Below are 13,842 nucleotides of genomic sequence, written 5' to 3' on the forward strand. Positions count from 1 at the left end.
CTCCAACTACAGAAAAACGTATGCGGTGCGTGAGAAACGTGCCGCATATAACTGAAAAGATCGAATTTTATGATTTATGTCGATGCCGATGCCTGTCCGGTCAAGCCGGAGATCTTGAAGGTTGCCGAACGCCACGGCATCGAGGTGACCTTCGTCGCCAATTCGGGGCTGCGGCCGTCGCGGGATCCGATGGTGCACAATGTCATCGTCTCCAGCGCCTTCGATGCCGCCGACAACTGGATCGCCGAACATGCGGGTGCCGGCGATATCGTCGTGACCGCTGACGTTCCGCTTGCCGGTCGCTGCGTGGCAGCCGGAGCCTTCGTGACGGGACCGACCGGCCGCATCTTCGACAAGACGAATATCGGCATGGCGACCGCCATGCGCGATCTCGGCGCTCATCTTCGCGAAACCGGCGAAAGCAAGGGGTACAATGCCGCCTTCTCGCCGCGTGATCGCTCCGCCTTCCTCGAAACCTTCGACCGGCTTTGCCGGTGGGCAAAAGCATGATCCCCAAAAAGTGCGCAGCGGTTTTGGAGCAAGATCATGCAAAATCGAAATGCTGGAGCACAATGGCGGTTCAAGGAACAGCCATTGTGCTCCCAAACCCATCAAACGCCTGGAGACCAGCCGTGAACATCATTTCCCAGAACACCGCCTTTGGCGGCATGCAGGGTGTCTTTTCGCATCAGTCCGAGGCTTGCAAAGGCGAGATGACCTTTGCCGTCTTCGTGCCGCCGCAGGCGATCACAGAGCCGCGGCCGGTCCTCTGGTATCTTTCCGGCCTCACCTGCACCCACGCCAATGTCATGGAAAAGGGCGAGTATCGCCGCATGGCCGCCGAGCTCGGCCTGATCATCGTCTGCCCGGACACCAGCCCGCGCGGCAACGACGTGCCCGACGAGCTGACCAATTGGCAGATGGGCAAAGGCGCCGGCTTCTATCTCGATGCTACCGAAGCGCCTTGGGCCGAGAACTATCAGATGTATACCTACATCACGGAGGAGCTGCCTGCGCTCATCGCCAAGCAGTTCCGCGCCGACATGAGCCGGCAGGGCATCTTCGGCCACTCCATGGGCGGCCACGGCGCCATGTCCATAGCTCTCAAGCATCCCGATCGCTTCAAGAGCTGCTCCGCTTTCGCCCCCATCGTCCAGCCGTCGACGGCCGATTGGTCGGCGCCTGCCCTCGACAAGTATCTCGGCAGCGATAAGGCCACGTGGAGACGATACGACGCCTGCTCTCTCGTTGAAGACGGCGCCCGCTTCTCCGAATTCCTGATCGACCAGGGCAAGGCCGACAGTTTCCTCGAAAACGGACTGCGCCCATGGCTCTTCGAAGAGGCGATCAAAGGCACCGGCATCGGTCTGACGCTACGCATGCATGAGCGCTACGATCATTCCTACTACTTCATCTCCACCTTCATGGACGATCACCTGAAGTGGCATGCCGAACGGCTGAGAAAGTAAAGGTGGCATGACCGCCGCCTTGAAAAGTGCCTGTGGTAAAGGCATATAGAAAACGCGCAGACGACTGCGGCGGCCGGTACTCATAGCCGGCCGTAGACATCGCGGGGACGGCCTCGCTCTTAACAACGGAGCGTAACATGGCTTGGTTCCTGCTTTTCCTTGCAGGCTTGTTTGAAATCGGCTGGGCAGTCGGCCTGAAATATACCGATGGCTTCACACGGCCGATGCCGACGATTCTCACAGTCATTTCTATGGTGACCAGCGTCGTACTGCTCGGTCTCGCGGTAAAAACGCTGCCGATGGGCACCGCCTATGCCGTCTGGACCGGTATCGGCACTGTCGGCACCGTTCTGCTCGGGATTTGGTTGCTCGGCGATCCAGCAACCTTCGTTCGGCTGCTCTGCATAAGCCTGATCGTGGCAGGCATCGCCGGCCTCAAGCTCGCCGCCTGACGGACCTCAAGTCAAGGGCGCTGGCGGTTGTCCAGTGCCCACGCTCCTGGGCCGGAAAACACCAGAAACAGAAAGACGAAGCAGAACATTATCGGACCGTCGCCCTGGTTGTTGGCCGGGAAGAAGTCGATCTGCGTGTGCACCATGAAATAGGCAATCGCCATTTCGCCGCTGAGGAGAAAGGCGACGGGCCGGGTGAAGAGCCCGAACAGAATGAGAATGCCGCCGACAAGCTCGATTATGCCCGCGACGAAGAACAACGTCGTGACCTCGAAAGGCGCTGGCGGAAAGCCGAAGAGCTTTTGCGTGCCATGTTCGATGAACAACACGGAAGTCACTATTCGCAAAATTGCGAGTGCTGCGGGCTGGTAAGGTGATAAGCGCTCGGCAAGTGACATGAAGATCTCCGTGCGAATTGGCAATGCGAACGGGATACTGTCGAAAAGACCCTCCCGTTTCGCCGATACAGAACGAACACGCGAGAGACGAAATTATTCACCGGGCCTAGAGAATACCAGGCCCGGTTTCGAGATGACTTACTTCTTCCGGCCGTCGATCGCCAGGAGACCCGGCCCGGCGAAGATCAGGAACAGGAAAGCGAAGCAATACAGAATGGCCGCATCGCCTTGGTTGTTCACCGGGAAGAAATTCTGCGGCATGTGCGCCATGAAATAGGCGACCGCCATGTTGCCGCAAAGAATGAAGGCGACGGGGCGGGTAAACAGACCCAGAACGATTGCCAGACCGCCGAATGCTTCAAGAATACCCTGAAACAGCATCAGAGGCGGCAGCGAGCCAGTGAAGTGACCGCCGGCCGGAAAGCCGAAAAGCTTCTGTGTGCCGTGTTCGATGAACAACAGGCCAATAACGATACGCAGTACGGTAAGAGCATAGGGCTGATATTGATTCAGCCGTTCGGAAAGCGCCATTTTTTGAACTCCAGTTTCGATTCCCCCTGCAGGAAGCAATAGAGCGACCTGCCTTGAACGGGAAAACAAGGATTCTGACGTCCAATCAATTTTCCGTGTGTAATCCGTGGCTTGTTGTCACAGATTACAGAGGAATGTTGTCGTGTTTTTTCCAGGGATTGGTCAGATCCTTGTTGCGCAGCATCCGGAGCCCCTGCGCGAGGCGCCGCCGGGTCGAGCGTGGCATGATCACTTCGTCGATATAGCCGCGCTCGGCCGCGACGAACGGCGACAGGAACCGATCCTCATACATCTTCGTATGCGCTGCGATCTTCTCCGGCTCGGCAATGTCCTTGCGGAAGATGATCTCGACCGCGCCCTTGGCGCCCATGACGGCAATCTGCGCCGTCGGCCAGGCATAATTAAGGTCGCCGCGCAGGTGCTTCGAGGCCATGACGTCATAGGCGCCGCCGAAAGCCTTGCGAGTGATGACGGTCAGTTTCGGCACGGTCGCCTCCGCATAGGCGAAGAGCAATTTCGCGCCATGCTTGATCAAGCCGCCATATTCCTGCGCCGTCCCCGGCAGGAAGCCGGGTACATCGACGAAGGTGACGATCGGGATATTGAAGCAATCGCAGAAGCGCACGAAGCGCGCGGCTTTCCGCGACGCATCGCTGTCAAGCACGCCTGCCAGCACCATCGGCTGATTGGCGACGAAGCCGACCGTAGCGCCCTCAATGCGACCGAAGCCGCAGACGATATTCTTGGCGAAGCTTTCCTGAATCTCGAGGAAGTCGCCCTCGTCCGCCACCTTCAGGATCAGTTCCTTGATGTCGTAAGGCTTGTTGGCATTGGCCGGGATCAGCGTATCGAGCGAGCTATCCGGCTCGGTGACGGATTGATAGCACTCGATCTCGGGCAACGCCGCCGTGTTCGACTGCGGCAGGAAATCGATGAGGCGGCGCACCTGCATCAGCGTATCGATATCATTGTCGTAGGCAGCGTCGGCAATGGAGGATTTCGTCGTATGCACCGAAGCGCCGCCGAGTTGCTCTGAGGTCACCGTCTCGTTGGTGACCGTCTTCACCACATCCGGCCCGGTCACGAACATGTAGGAGGTATCGCGGACCATGAAGATGAAATCGGTCATCGCGGGCGAATAGACGTCACCGCCCGCGCAAGGCCCCATGATGACGGAAATCTGCGGGATGACGCCGGAGGCCAGCACGTTGCGCTGGAACACTTCGGCATAGCCGCCGAGTGCGGCCACACCTTCCTGAATGCGGGCGCCGCCGGCATCATAGATCCCGATGATCGGCGCCCGGTTCTTCAGCGCCATATCCTGGACCTTGGTGATCTTTTCCGCATGTGCTTCTGAAAGAGACCCGCCAAAGACTGTGAAATCCTTGGCAAAAATGAAAACGGTACGTCCGTTGACGGTGCCCCAGCCAGTCACGACGCCATCACCGGCGATCTTGCTCTTTTCCATGCCGAAATCGGTCGAGCGGTGCTCGACGAACATGTCGAATTCCTCGAAGGAACCTTCGTCCAGGAAGATGTCGATGCGCTCGCGGGCCGTCAGCTTGCCGCGCGCATGTTGCGCATCGATCCGCGCCTGCCCGCCGCCAAGCCTTGCGACTTCACGACGACGCTCCAGTTCCAAAAGGATTTCCTTCATGCGGCCCTCTCTCCTTCGCTGCTCGGGCTTAGCACGGCGCGAGCCTCCTTTGAAGCTATCGGCTCAGTTTGCCAACCGCGGCGTGTTCAGCGAGAAGATGGCGCGGATGCGGGCGGCAATGTCTTCGGCCATCAGCTCATCGGCCGTTGCATGATCGGGCGCGGTTGTCGCCATATCGAACGATGCCATGGCAATCACCGCACCACCATCGAGCGACGCAGCGTCGATATCGACCTTGGCACTGTTGCGATCCTGGTTGAAACTGCGCCCCTTGCGCACGTCCGACAGGCGGATAGTCAACGTAACCTGCGGCAGCGCCGCATTGTGGTTCGTGGCAGCGATCGCGGCATTGACGCGATCGTTGACGGCCCCGATCAGCACCGGAGAAACCGGCGGCAAGGCATGATCGGCCACAACGGTTGCACTGCGAACATCATAGGCTGGCGGAGGAGGATCGACGGACCAGCTCGCGCATGCCGTCAGTACTAAACATCCCACGAGCGCCGATGTGACACCCGACCTCAACAACAACATGATACCTGTCCCGACTTCCGAACCCGCAAGATACGAACCTTGCTATAAAGGACTGGAAATCAACAATATTCAACTGTGAAGAGCAGAAAAAACGTCGGTTGCCGCCTGAAATTCCTCGAAACGCTGCGCGCGCCGCCGCTCCGCTTCCTCATCGCTGCCCCAGTGTTCGATCGTCCAGTCCTCATCGAGATGGGCGAGCGACCAGACTTCGGCGAGCGGCAGCTGACCGGAGGCGAAAGCGAGCGCCAGGATCGCAGAGCCCGTCAGGGTCGTGATCGTATGCAGGCTGGCGAGTTCCATGGGCGTATCATATTTGCGCAGGGCCGCAGCGAAGGCGGCGATAGCCTCTTGCGGCTGCTCCTGATGCATCACGCCCTCGGCGAGAATGAAGCGAGCGCCGATGTCGTGGGCCGCCCATTCGATCACCGGGTTCCAGCGAGCGGATTGACGCTCCACCAACCGCTCCGGGCCATCGGCACGATAGCAGAGCAGATCGCTGCCGGAGAAGCGGACGATTTCGTCGAACACAGCCCCACTTTCGGCTGTCACGCCATCGATAGCAGTGTTCACCAGACGGGTTACGGGCATGGTCGCAGGATCGATGACCTCGGTCTGTCGCGCCCATTCGGCAGCCACGAGTTTGGCGAGCGCTTCGGTCGGCAGAGAGAGGGAATGGCGCGCCGGGGTCTTGACCACCTTGCCGTCGAGCGCGATGGCATGACCAACCTCATCCTTGCTGATCGTCACATCCTTGTAGAAGCGCTTGGGCAGCGGCTTCTTCATCTGGATCTGCGCACGGCGGATCGGATCGGGATGGCTCAAACCTTCGGAAAGATCGTTCAACAGGTCGCGCATGGCGTCACCTCAGAGAATGTGGCTCAACAAATCGTTCGGATGATGCGCAATCGCATCGGCGCCGGCGGCCAGAAGCTCTTCCACGGACGCATAACCCCAGGATACGCCGATCGCGGTCGCACCCGCTGCCTTCGCCATCTGCATGTCGTAGATCGCGTCGCCGATGACGATGGTGTCATGCGGGTCCATGCCGGTTTCGCTGCAGCACTCCGTCACCATGGCCGGATGCGGCTTCGACGGGCAGTCGTCGGCGGTGCGCGAAACCACGAAATGGGGCGTGAAGCCGTTGACTTCAAGAATATGCGTCAGGCCACGACGGGATTTGCCTGTCACGGCGCCGAGCAGAAGCTCTTCGCGGGCTGCAAGCGTCTCGATCAGCGACTTGATGCCGTCGAAGAGCGGCGTCTGCATATCCGCCTCGTCCCGTACGCCCGGGAAGATCGATTTGTAATGCGCGGTCATGGCAATCGCTTCGTCATCGACATGCGGCTTGCCTTGCATCCGGGCGATGGCGATATCGAGGGAGAGACCGATGATGGATTTTGTGGACGAAACATCCGGGCGCTTGTAGCCGAAGTCAACGAAAGTCCGCGCCATGACTTCATGGATCAGCCGCACGCTGTCGACCAGCGTGCCGTCGCAATCGAAAAGGACCAGCTTCATTCGTCGTCCGGCTCCCCTGCCGATGCCTCGTCAAAACCGAGGAGATTCCACGTCTGCACCATATGCGGCGGCAGAGGAGCGGTGACGCGCAGGCGTCCGCCGCTTGGATGCGGAATATCGATGTGGCGCGCATGCAGATGCAGGCGCTTCTGGACGCCGCCGGGAAAATCCCAGTTCGGATCGTCGTCGAAATATTTGGGGTCGCCGATGATCGGGTGGCCGATATGCAGCGCATGGACACGCAGCTGGTGCGTCCGGCCAGTATACGGCTCCATTTCCAGCCAGGCGAGGCTCTGCGCGGCAGTCTCAAGCACGCGATAATAGGAGATGGCGTGATCAGCGCCCTCTTCGCCATGCTTGGCAATGCGCATACGGTCGCCATCGGCCGTTGCTTCTTTCACCAGCCAGGTCGAAATCTTGTCCTCGTGCTTGCGCGGCACGCCTTTGACCAGCGACCAGTAGGTCTTCTTGGTGTCACGTTCGCGGAAAGCAGCCGTCAGCTTCTGTGCCGCGCCGCGCGTGCGGGCAATCACCAGGACGCCGGACGTGTCACGGTCGAGACGATGCACGAGGCGCGGCTTTTCGCCCTTTTTGCTCGTCCATGCCTCCAGCATCTGGTCTATATGGCGGGTAAGGCCGGAGCCGCCCTGCACCGCAAGCCCTGCCGGCTTGTTGAGCACAAAGACCTTCTCGTCCTCATGCAGCAGCATGCGGGAGAGCAGTTCCGCGTCGCCGGAATGCTTGAGATCCTTACCGGCGATCGGGCCATTCTTCGCGCCCTTGGCGTCGACATCGAGCGGCGGTACGCGCACCATCTGCCCCGGCTGCACGCGCGCATCGGTCTTGACGCGGCCGCCATCGACACGCACCTGGCCGGAGCGCATCAGCTTCTGCAGTTGACCGAACCCAAGCCCGGGGAAATGCACCTTGAACCAGCGGTCGAGGCGCATGCCGGCTTCGTCGGGCTCGACCTGTATATGCTCAATCCCGGCCATTCTTCTTCTTTCAAACGCCGCAGCATGTTCCGACAAATGCCAAACGCTCGTTGGACAGGATCATGCCAATTCAAACAACAGGACAATCAGTCCCGCGGCCGGCTATAACCGGCCTTTCGACGTGGCTTTAGAGCATTTCGAGGAAAAGTGGAAACTGGAATTATCCGGGCCGGATATTTTTCTGGCTCAGTTTCCGTTGGCCGACGTGACCGGGAGGTTGAGATCGATCATCCCCGCCTTCTCGAACATCAGCATCACAGGCACCGCGCCACCCTTCTTGAAGGGCGCTTTGACCTGCTTGAACATCATATGCATGGTGTTCGGCGCAAGCGTCACGGTGGCGCCGGCGGGAATGGCGATGCCGTCCTTGATCTCGCGCATCTTCATGATCTCGCCGTCCATCTTCATCTCGTGCAGCTCCACCTTGCCGGCAGCCGATGAGGTGACGGAGGTCAGCTTGTCAGCGACCTTGCCACCATTGTGGATGGTAATGTAGCCGCCGCCGACCGGCTGACCCGGCAGCATGGCGCGGACATAACCGCCGCTGATAACGAGATCGCCGAGCTTGCTGGCGGCAGAACCTGCCGGAGCCGGCTCGGCGGCCATGTGCATTCCGGGCATGCCCTTCATGTCGCCGCTCTGCTGCGCCAGAGCACCGCCTGTCGAAAGCGAAACTGCGGCTGCCGAAAGCAGCAACGCTGCGACGACGTGATAACGGTTCATCATTCCCTCCTGCCCGGCTCCTTCATCGGTTCGAAGGGATAGCCTTTCGCAACGTCGTTGCAAAGCCCTGCAACCGCTGCTCGATCTATCTTCGAATCGCGCGACAAAAATTTGTTCTACGGCGACATTTGCCCCTTGCCATCTTCCATGACTGCCAGATAATGACAGCGACCTTGTTGGGAGAATCCGGCGCAAGCCGGTGCCGAAGGAGCAACCGCCCCGGAAACTCTCAGGCCAAAGGACCAGCAAGGGGCAGACGGAACTCTGGAGAGAAGCGCGAAAGCGTTCGCCGAAGGGATAACAATCTCAGGCAAAACAGACAGAGGGGGCTCATCGTCAGGCGCAACCGCGCCGAAATTGTGAGCTCTGCGCTTCAGAACAAGCGCGAAACCCGGAGGCGTCATTTGGACGAGACCGCTGCCCTCAAGAAAACACCGCTTCACGACCTGCATGTATCGCTCGGCGCCCGCATGGTGCCGTTTGCCGGATACGACATGCCCGTGCAGTATCCTGCCGGCGTCATGAAGGAGCATCTTTGGACCCGCGCTTCGGCCGGCTTGTTCGACGTCTCCCATATGGGCCAGGTGACGATCCGCGCCCGCTCCGGCAAATATGAGGATGCGGCACTCGCGCTGGAAAGTCTCGTGCCGGTCGATATCCTCGGTCTCGCGGAAGATCGCCAGCGCTACGGCTTCTTCACCGACGACAAGGGCGGCATCCTGGACGACCTGATGATCACCCACACGGACGGTTATCTCTTCGTCGTCGTCAACGCCGCCTGCAAGGAGCAGGATCTCAAGCATCTGCAGGATCATATCGGCGATAGCTGCGAAGTTACCCTGCTTGATCGCGCCCTCATCGCGCTGCAGGGACCGCGCGCCGTCGACGTTCTTGCCGAGCTCTGGGCTGACATCGCCTACATGAAGTTCATGGATGTGCGCCATTGTCGCCTCCACGACGTCTCCTGCCTCGTGTCGCGCTCCGGCTATAGCGGCGAAGACGGTTTCGAAATCTCCGTACCATCGGACAAGGCCGAGGATATCGCCAAGCGCCTGCTGGAGCACCCGGACGTACAGCCGATCGGCCTCGGCGCCCGCGACTCGCTGCGCCTAGAGGCCGGTCTCTGCCTTTACGGCAACGATATCGACCAGACGACGACGCCGATCGAAGGCGCGCTCGAATGGGCCATCCAGAAGGCCCGCAAGACCGGTGGCGCGCGCACTGGCGGATTCCCCGGTGCAACCCGCATTCTCGGCGAACTCGATGGCGGCACCACGCGCCGCCGCGTCGGCCTGAAGCCCGAGGGCAAGGCGCCGGTGCGCAGTCATGCCAAGCTCTATGCCGACGCTGAAGGCAAGACCGAAATCGGCGAAGTCACCTCGGGCGGCTTCGGCCCGAGCGTCGAGTCTCCGGTCGCCATGGGCTACGTGCCGACCGACTTCACGGCTCCCGGCACCACCGTTTACGCCGAAGTGCGCGGCAAGTACTTGGCTGTCACCGTCAGCGCCCTGCCTTTCATCAAGCCTACCTACAAACGTTGAACGTCTTTTCCAGAGAGGATTACCCATGCTGAAATTCACCGAAGAACACGAGTGGCTGAAGGTTGAAGGCGATGTCGCGACCGTCGGCATTACGGCGCATGCCGCCGAACAGCTCGGCGATCTGGTTTTCGTGGAATTGCCCGAAGTCGGCGCCAGCTTCTCGAAGGGCGGCGACGCAGCAACCGTCGAATCCGTCAAGGCAGCTTCGGAAGTCTATTGTCCGCTCGACGGAGAGATCACCGAGGTCAACGAAGCCATCACGGCCGATCCGGCACTCGTCAACTCCGACCCGATGGGTGCGGGTTGGTTCTTCAAGCTCAAGCTGAAGAATATCAGCGATCTTGATGGTCTTCTTGATGAATCCGGTTACAAGGAGCTGATCGGATAATGACGACGCCTACGGAATTCACGTTTACCGACTACCAGCCATACGACTTCGCCAATCGCCGGCATATCGGCCCATCTCCGTCTGAGATGGCCGCAATGCTTGGCGTGATCGGCTACAACAGCCTCGATGGCCTGATCGACGCGACGCTGCCGCCCGCTATCCGCCAGAAAACGCCGCTCTCCTGGGGTGCGCCGATGACGGAGCGCGAGGCGCTCGACCGGCTGCGCGAGACCGCCAACAAAAACAAGGTTCTCGTCTCGCTCATCGGTCAGGGCTATTACGGCACGATCACGCCGCCGGTCATCCAGCGCAACATTCTGGAAAACCCGGCCTGGTACACGGCCTATACGCCCTACCAGCCGGAAATCAGCCAGGGCCGCCTCGAGGCGCTGCTGAACTACCAGACGATGATCAGCGACCTCACCGGTCTCGACGTCGCCAACGCCTCGCTGCTCGACGAAGCGACGGCCGCAGCCGAAGGCATGGCGATGGCGGAACGCGTCGCCAAGTCCAAGGCGAAGGCCTTCTTCGTCGATGCCGCCTGCCACCCGCAGACCATCGCGCTGATCAGGACCCGTGCCGAGCCGCTCGGCTGGACCGTCATCGTCGGCAATCCCTTTACCGATCTTGATCCGGTCGATGTCTTCGGCGCGATCTTCCAGTATCCGGGCACGCACGGCCATATCAACGACTTCAGCGGCCTGATCGCAAGATTGCACCAGACCGGCGCCATCGCCGTCATGGCGGCCGATCTTCTGGCGCTGACCTTGCTGAAATCTCCGGGCGAGATGGGCGCGGATATCGCCATTGGCTCTTCGCAGCGCTTCGGCGTTCCGGTGGGCTATGGTGGTCCGCATGCAGCCTACATGGCCGTCAAAGACGACTACAAGCGCTCCATGCCCGGCCGTCTCGTCGGCGTTTCCGTCGATGCGCGCGGCAATCGCGCCTATCGCCTGTCGCTGCAGACCCGCGAACAGCATATCCGCCGCGAAAAGGCGACGTCGAACATCTGCACCGCCCAGGTGCTGCTTGCCGTCATGGCCTCCATGTATGCGGTCTTCCACGGTCCACAGGGTCTGAAGGCCATCGCCCAGCAGGTTCACCAGAAGGCTGTCTTGATGGCCAAGGGGCTGGAAAAGCTCGGCTACACCGTCGAGCCGAAAAACTTCTTCGACACGATCACTGTCGAGGTCGGCCATATGCAGGGCCTCATCCTGCGCGCGGCCGTTGCCGAAGGCGTGAACCTGCGCAAGGTCGGCGAAACCAAGATCGGCATCAGCCTCGACGAGCGTACCCGCCCGGCGACGCTGGAAGCGGTATGGCGCGCATTCGGCGGCAATTTCCGTATTGCCGATTTCGAGCCCTCCTACCGCCTGCCGAAGAACCTGCTGCGCGCCAGCGAATATCTGACGCATCCGATCTTCCACATGAACCGTGCCGAAAGCGAGATGACGCGGTATATCCGCCGTCTCTCCGACCGCGACCTGGCGCTCGACCGTTCGATGATCCCGCTCGGCTCCTGCACCATGAAGCTGAACGCTACGGCGGAAATGCTGCCGATCACCTGGCCGGAATTCTCCGACATCCATCCTTTCGTGCCGGCCGATCAGGCGCTGGGCTACCGCGAAATGATCGATGACCTGACGGACAAGCTCTGCGCCGTGACCGGTTACGATGCCTTCTCCATGCAGCCGAACTCCGGCGCGCAGGGCGAATATGCCGGCCTCCTGACCATCCGCAATTACCACATTGCCAACGGCCAGGGTCATCGCGACATCTGCCTTATCCCGACCTCCGCGCATGGCACCAACCCTGCCTCGGCGCAGATGGCGGGCATGAAGGTCGTGGTCGTCAAGGTCAGCGACAACGGCGATATCGATATGGCCGATTTCCGCGCCAAGACCGAGCAATATGCCAACAACCTCTCCTGCTGCATGATCACCTATCCTTCGACGCACGGCGTTTTCGAAGAGACGGTAAAGGAGATCTGCGATCTCGTGCACAAGCATGGCGGTCAGGTCTATCTCGATGGCGCCAACATGAACGCCATGGTCGGCCTCTCGCGTCCCGGCGATATCGGCTCCGATGTCAGCCACCTGAACCTGCACAAGACGTTCTGCATCCCGCATGGCGGCGGCGGTCCCGGCATGGGCCCGATCGGCGTCAAGGCACATCTGGCGCCTCACCTGCCCGGCCATCCGGAAACGGACGGGCGCGGCGGTGCGGTCTCGGCGGCAGCCTTCGGTTCGGCTTCCATCCTGCCGATCTCCTGGAGCTACTGCCTGATGATGGGCGGCGAAGGCCTGACGCAGGCGACGAAGGTGGCGATCCTCAACGCCAACTACATCGCTGCCCGGCTCAAGGGCGCCTATGACGTGCTCTACAAGTCCGAGGCCGGACGCGTCGCGCACGAATGCATCATCGATACCCGCCCGCTGGTCGCAAGCGCCGGCGTGACGGTCGACGATGTCGCCAAGCGCCTCATCGATTGCGGCTTCCACGCCCCGACCATGAGCTGGCCAGTTGCCGGCACGCTGATGATCGAGCCGACCGAATCGGAAACCAAGGCTGAGCTCGACCGCTTCTGCGAGGCGATGCTGGCGATCCGCGAGGAAGCCCGCGACATCGAGGAAGGCCGGATGGACAAGGCCAACAACCCGCTGAAGAACGCACCGCATACGGTGGAAGACCTCGTCGGTGAATGGGATCGTCCCTATTCCCGCGAACAGGCCTGCTATCCGCCCGGCGCCTTCCGCGTGGACAAATACTGGTCGCCGGTCAATCGCGTCGACAACGTCTATGGCGACAGGAACCTGATTTGCTCCTGCCCGCCGGTTGAATCCTACGCTGAGGCCGCCGAATAGGATTTTCGCGAAAAAGCGAAGCGGTTCAGTCGCTTCGCCTGATACCGACATAAATCTATTGCGAAACTTGTCTAAGAAAACGCCGCGTGTCCCCTGGGATGCGCGGCGTTTTTCATGACGCGGCAACGGGGCCTTGGAATTCAGATTTATGCCGGAACAGCCGGAATTTCATTTCGTCAACGAGCGGCATGCCGACGTTTCGTCGCCGCCGCTGCTTCTGCTGCACGGCAGCGGCAGGGATGAAACTTCGCTTATCCCGCTTGCGGACGCGATCGCGCCGCAGCGCTCACATATGGCCTTGCGCGGTGCGGTCGAATGGGAGGAAGGATTCGCCTTCTTTCGCCGCAATCCCGATCGCAGCCTGGATCATGCAGACCTCGACAGGCAGACGGAGCGGCTCTGTCGTTTCATCGGGATGGCGATGGAGCGAACGTTGCTTGCCCGGCCGCCTGTTCTGCTTGGCTTCTCCAACGGAGCCATCATGGCCGCATCGCTCCTTCGGCAGATGCCCTCAATCGCTTCGGCCGCCATTCTGCTGCGCCCCCTTTCGCCGGCCCCCGATGCGGATCTCCCGTCGATGCCAGGACTGCCGATCCTGATCATCTCAGGCGAACACGATCAACGCCGGGAGCCCGGCGACGCGGATCTTGTCAGCCGACAATTTACAAAGGCTGGTGCTGACGTCAGCGCCCATCAATTGCCCACCGGCCACGACCTCCATCCGGACGAACCCAAGATCGTCCGTGATTGGCTTATACGGAAAGGCATATGA

General features: G+C 60.6%; 15 protein-coding genes and 1 riboswitch. Of the genes, 7 read left to right on the forward strand and 8 right to left on the reverse strand.

Translation table 11 applies throughout. The features are described from left to right. Window positions 1-69: 69 nt before the first annotated feature. From RHSP_RS02925 to sugE, 3 genes are all read left to right on the forward strand, one after another. The gene (locus RHSP_RS02925; protein WP_004108732.1) at window positions 70-510 is read left to right on the forward strand and encodes a YaiI/YqxD family protein; all 441 of its coding nucleotides are present in this window, start codon (window positions 70-72) and stop codon (window positions 508-510) included. 122 nt (window positions 511-632) lie between these two features. Beyond that, a complete protein-coding gene (gene fghA, locus RHSP_RS02930) occupies window positions 633-1,469 on the forward strand; it encodes an S-formylglutathione hydrolase (RefSeq protein ID WP_004108735.1) in 837 nt (278 codons plus the stop codon). Between the two features lie 137 nt (window positions 1,470-1,606). Beyond that, complete coding sequence (sugE, locus tag RHSP_RS02935) at window positions 1,607-1,921, forward strand: quaternary ammonium compound efflux SMR transporter SugE (RefSeq protein ID WP_004108738.1); 315 nt, start codon at window positions 1,607-1,609, stop codon at window positions 1,919-1,921. A gap of 11 nt (window positions 1,922-1,932) precedes the next feature. On the opposite strand, the gene RHSP_RS02940 is transcribed toward sugE, so the two are convergent. From RHSP_RS02940 to RHSP_RS02975, 8 genes are all read right to left on the reverse strand, one after another. Further along, the gene (locus tag RHSP_RS02940) at window positions 1,933-2,319 is read right to left on the reverse strand and encodes a DoxX family protein (protein ID WP_004108741.1); all 387 of its coding nucleotides are present in this window, start codon (window positions 2,317-2,319) and stop codon (window positions 1,933-1,935) included. A gap of 138 nt (window positions 2,320-2,457) precedes the next feature. Next, on the reverse strand, window positions 2,458-2,850 hold the full coding sequence (locus RHSP_RS02945; protein ID WP_004108749.1) for a DoxX family protein: 393 nt from the start codon (window positions 2,848-2,850) through the stop codon (window positions 2,458-2,460). 124 nt (window positions 2,851-2,974) lie between these two features. Then, the gene (locus RHSP_RS02950) at window positions 2,975-4,507 is read right to left on the reverse strand and encodes an acyl-CoA carboxylase subunit beta (protein ID WP_004108752.1); all 1,533 of its coding nucleotides are present in this window, start codon (window positions 4,505-4,507) and stop codon (window positions 2,975-2,977) included. A 63-nt stretch (window positions 4,508-4,570) separates the two neighbouring features. After that, on the reverse strand, window positions 4,571-5,041 hold the full coding sequence (locus tag RHSP_RS02955; RefSeq protein WP_004108755.1) for a hypothetical protein: 471 nt from the start codon (window positions 5,039-5,041) through the stop codon (window positions 4,571-4,573). Between the two features lie 69 nt (window positions 5,042-5,110). Then, window positions 5,111-5,896 (reverse strand): ATP12 family chaperone protein, encoded by a 786-nt coding sequence (locus tag RHSP_RS02960; protein ID WP_037149336.1) that lies wholly within the window; start codon window positions 5,894-5,896, stop codon window positions 5,111-5,113. Between the two features lie 9 nt (window positions 5,897-5,905). Beyond that, window positions 5,906-6,559, reverse strand: a complete 654-nt coding sequence (locus tag RHSP_RS02965) for an HAD-IA family hydrolase (protein ID WP_037149338.1) — start codon at window positions 6,557-6,559, stop codon at window positions 5,906-5,908. Beyond that, window positions 6,556-7,554, reverse strand: a complete 999-nt coding sequence (locus RHSP_RS02970) for an RluA family pseudouridine synthase (protein WP_037149341.1) — start codon at window positions 7,552-7,554, stop codon at window positions 6,556-6,558. Before RHSP_RS02970 ends, RHSP_RS02965 begins: the two co-directional genes overlap by 4 nt. 186 nt (window positions 7,555-7,740) lie before the next feature. Further along, window positions 7,741-8,277: a copper chaperone PCu(A)C gene (locus RHSP_RS02975; protein WP_004108761.1), complete on the reverse strand. Its 537-nt coding sequence runs from the start codon at window positions 8,275-8,277 to the stop codon at window positions 7,741-7,743. A 167-nt stretch (window positions 8,278-8,444) separates the two neighbouring features. Beyond that, window positions 8,445-8,532: riboswitch (glycine riboswitch) on the forward strand. A gap of 149 nt (window positions 8,533-8,681) precedes the next feature. Here RHSP_RS02975 and gcvT point away from each other — a divergent pair. The 4 genes from gcvT (at window position 8,682) to RHSP_RS02995 (ending at window position 13,842) form a co-directional block, all read left to right on the forward strand. Beyond that, a complete protein-coding gene (gene gcvT, locus RHSP_RS02980; RefSeq protein WP_037149343.1) occupies window positions 8,682-9,818 on the forward strand; it encodes a glycine cleavage system aminomethyltransferase GcvT in 1,137 nt (378 codons plus the stop codon). A gap of 25 nt (window positions 9,819-9,843) precedes the next feature. Beyond that, window positions 9,844-10,206, forward strand: coding sequence for a glycine cleavage system protein GcvH (gene gcvH / locus RHSP_RS02985; protein WP_004108766.1), 363 nt, complete (start codon window positions 9,844-9,846; stop codon window positions 10,204-10,206). Then, complete coding sequence (gcvP, locus tag RHSP_RS02990; protein ID WP_004108769.1) at window positions 10,206-13,070, forward strand: aminomethyl-transferring glycine dehydrogenase; 2,865 nt, start codon at window positions 10,206-10,208, stop codon at window positions 13,068-13,070. The genes gcvH and gcvP overlap by 1 nt, the downstream gene beginning before the upstream one ends. A 133-nt stretch (window positions 13,071-13,203) precedes the next feature. Then, window positions 13,204-13,842 (forward strand): alpha/beta hydrolase, encoded by a 639-nt coding sequence (locus tag RHSP_RS02995; RefSeq protein WP_240535348.1) that lies wholly within the window; start codon window positions 13,204-13,206, stop codon window positions 13,840-13,842.

Origin of the sequence: Rhizobium freirei PRF 81 (genome assembly GCF_000359745.1) — a bacterium.
Classification (GTDB): domain Bacteria; phylum Pseudomonadota; class Alphaproteobacteria; order Rhizobiales; family Rhizobiaceae; genus Rhizobium; species Rhizobium freirei.

Coding starts and splice junctions, on each gene's coding strand:
- RHSP_RS02975 (WP_004108761.1), bottom strand. CDS start 8,277: ATGAACCGTTATCACGTCGTCGCAGCGTTGCTGCTTTCGGCAGCCGCA.
- RHSP_RS02940 (WP_004108741.1), bottom strand. CDS start 2,319: ATGTCACTTGCCGAGCGCTTATCACCTTACCAGCCCGCAGCACTCGCA.
- RHSP_RS02960 (WP_037149336.1), bottom strand. CDS start 5,896: ATGCGCGACCTGTTGAACGATCTTTCCGAAGGTTTGAGCCATCCCGAT.
- RHSP_RS02950 (WP_004108752.1), bottom strand. CDS start 4,507: ATGAAGGAAATCCTTTTGGAACTGGAGCGTCGTCGTGAAGTCGCAAGG.
- RHSP_RS02970 (WP_037149341.1), bottom strand. CDS start 7,554: ATGGCCGGGATTGAGCATATACAGGTCGAGCCCGACGAAGCCGGCATG.
- RHSP_RS02925 (WP_004108732.1), top strand. CDS start 70: ATGATTTATGTCGATGCCGATGCCTGTCCGGTCAAGCCGGAGATCTTG.
- RHSP_RS02945 (WP_004108749.1), bottom strand. CDS start 2,850: ATGGCGCTTTCCGAACGGCTGAATCAATATCAGCCCTATGCTCTTACC.
- sugE (WP_004108738.1), top strand. CDS start 1,607: ATGGCTTGGTTCCTGCTTTTCCTTGCAGGCTTGTTTGAAATCGGCTGG.
- RHSP_RS02955 (WP_004108755.1), bottom strand. CDS start 5,041: ATGTTGTTGTTGAGGTCGGGTGTCACATCGGCGCTCGTGGGATGTTTA.
- gcvH (WP_004108766.1), top strand. CDS start 9,844: ATGCTGAAATTCACCGAAGAACACGAGTGGCTGAAGGTTGAAGGCGAT.
- gcvP (WP_004108769.1), top strand. CDS start 10,206: ATGACGACGCCTACGGAATTCACGTTTACCGACTACCAGCCATACGAC.
- RHSP_RS02965 (WP_037149338.1), bottom strand. CDS start 6,559: ATGAAGCTGGTCCTTTTCGATTGCGACGGCACGCTGGTCGACAGCGTG.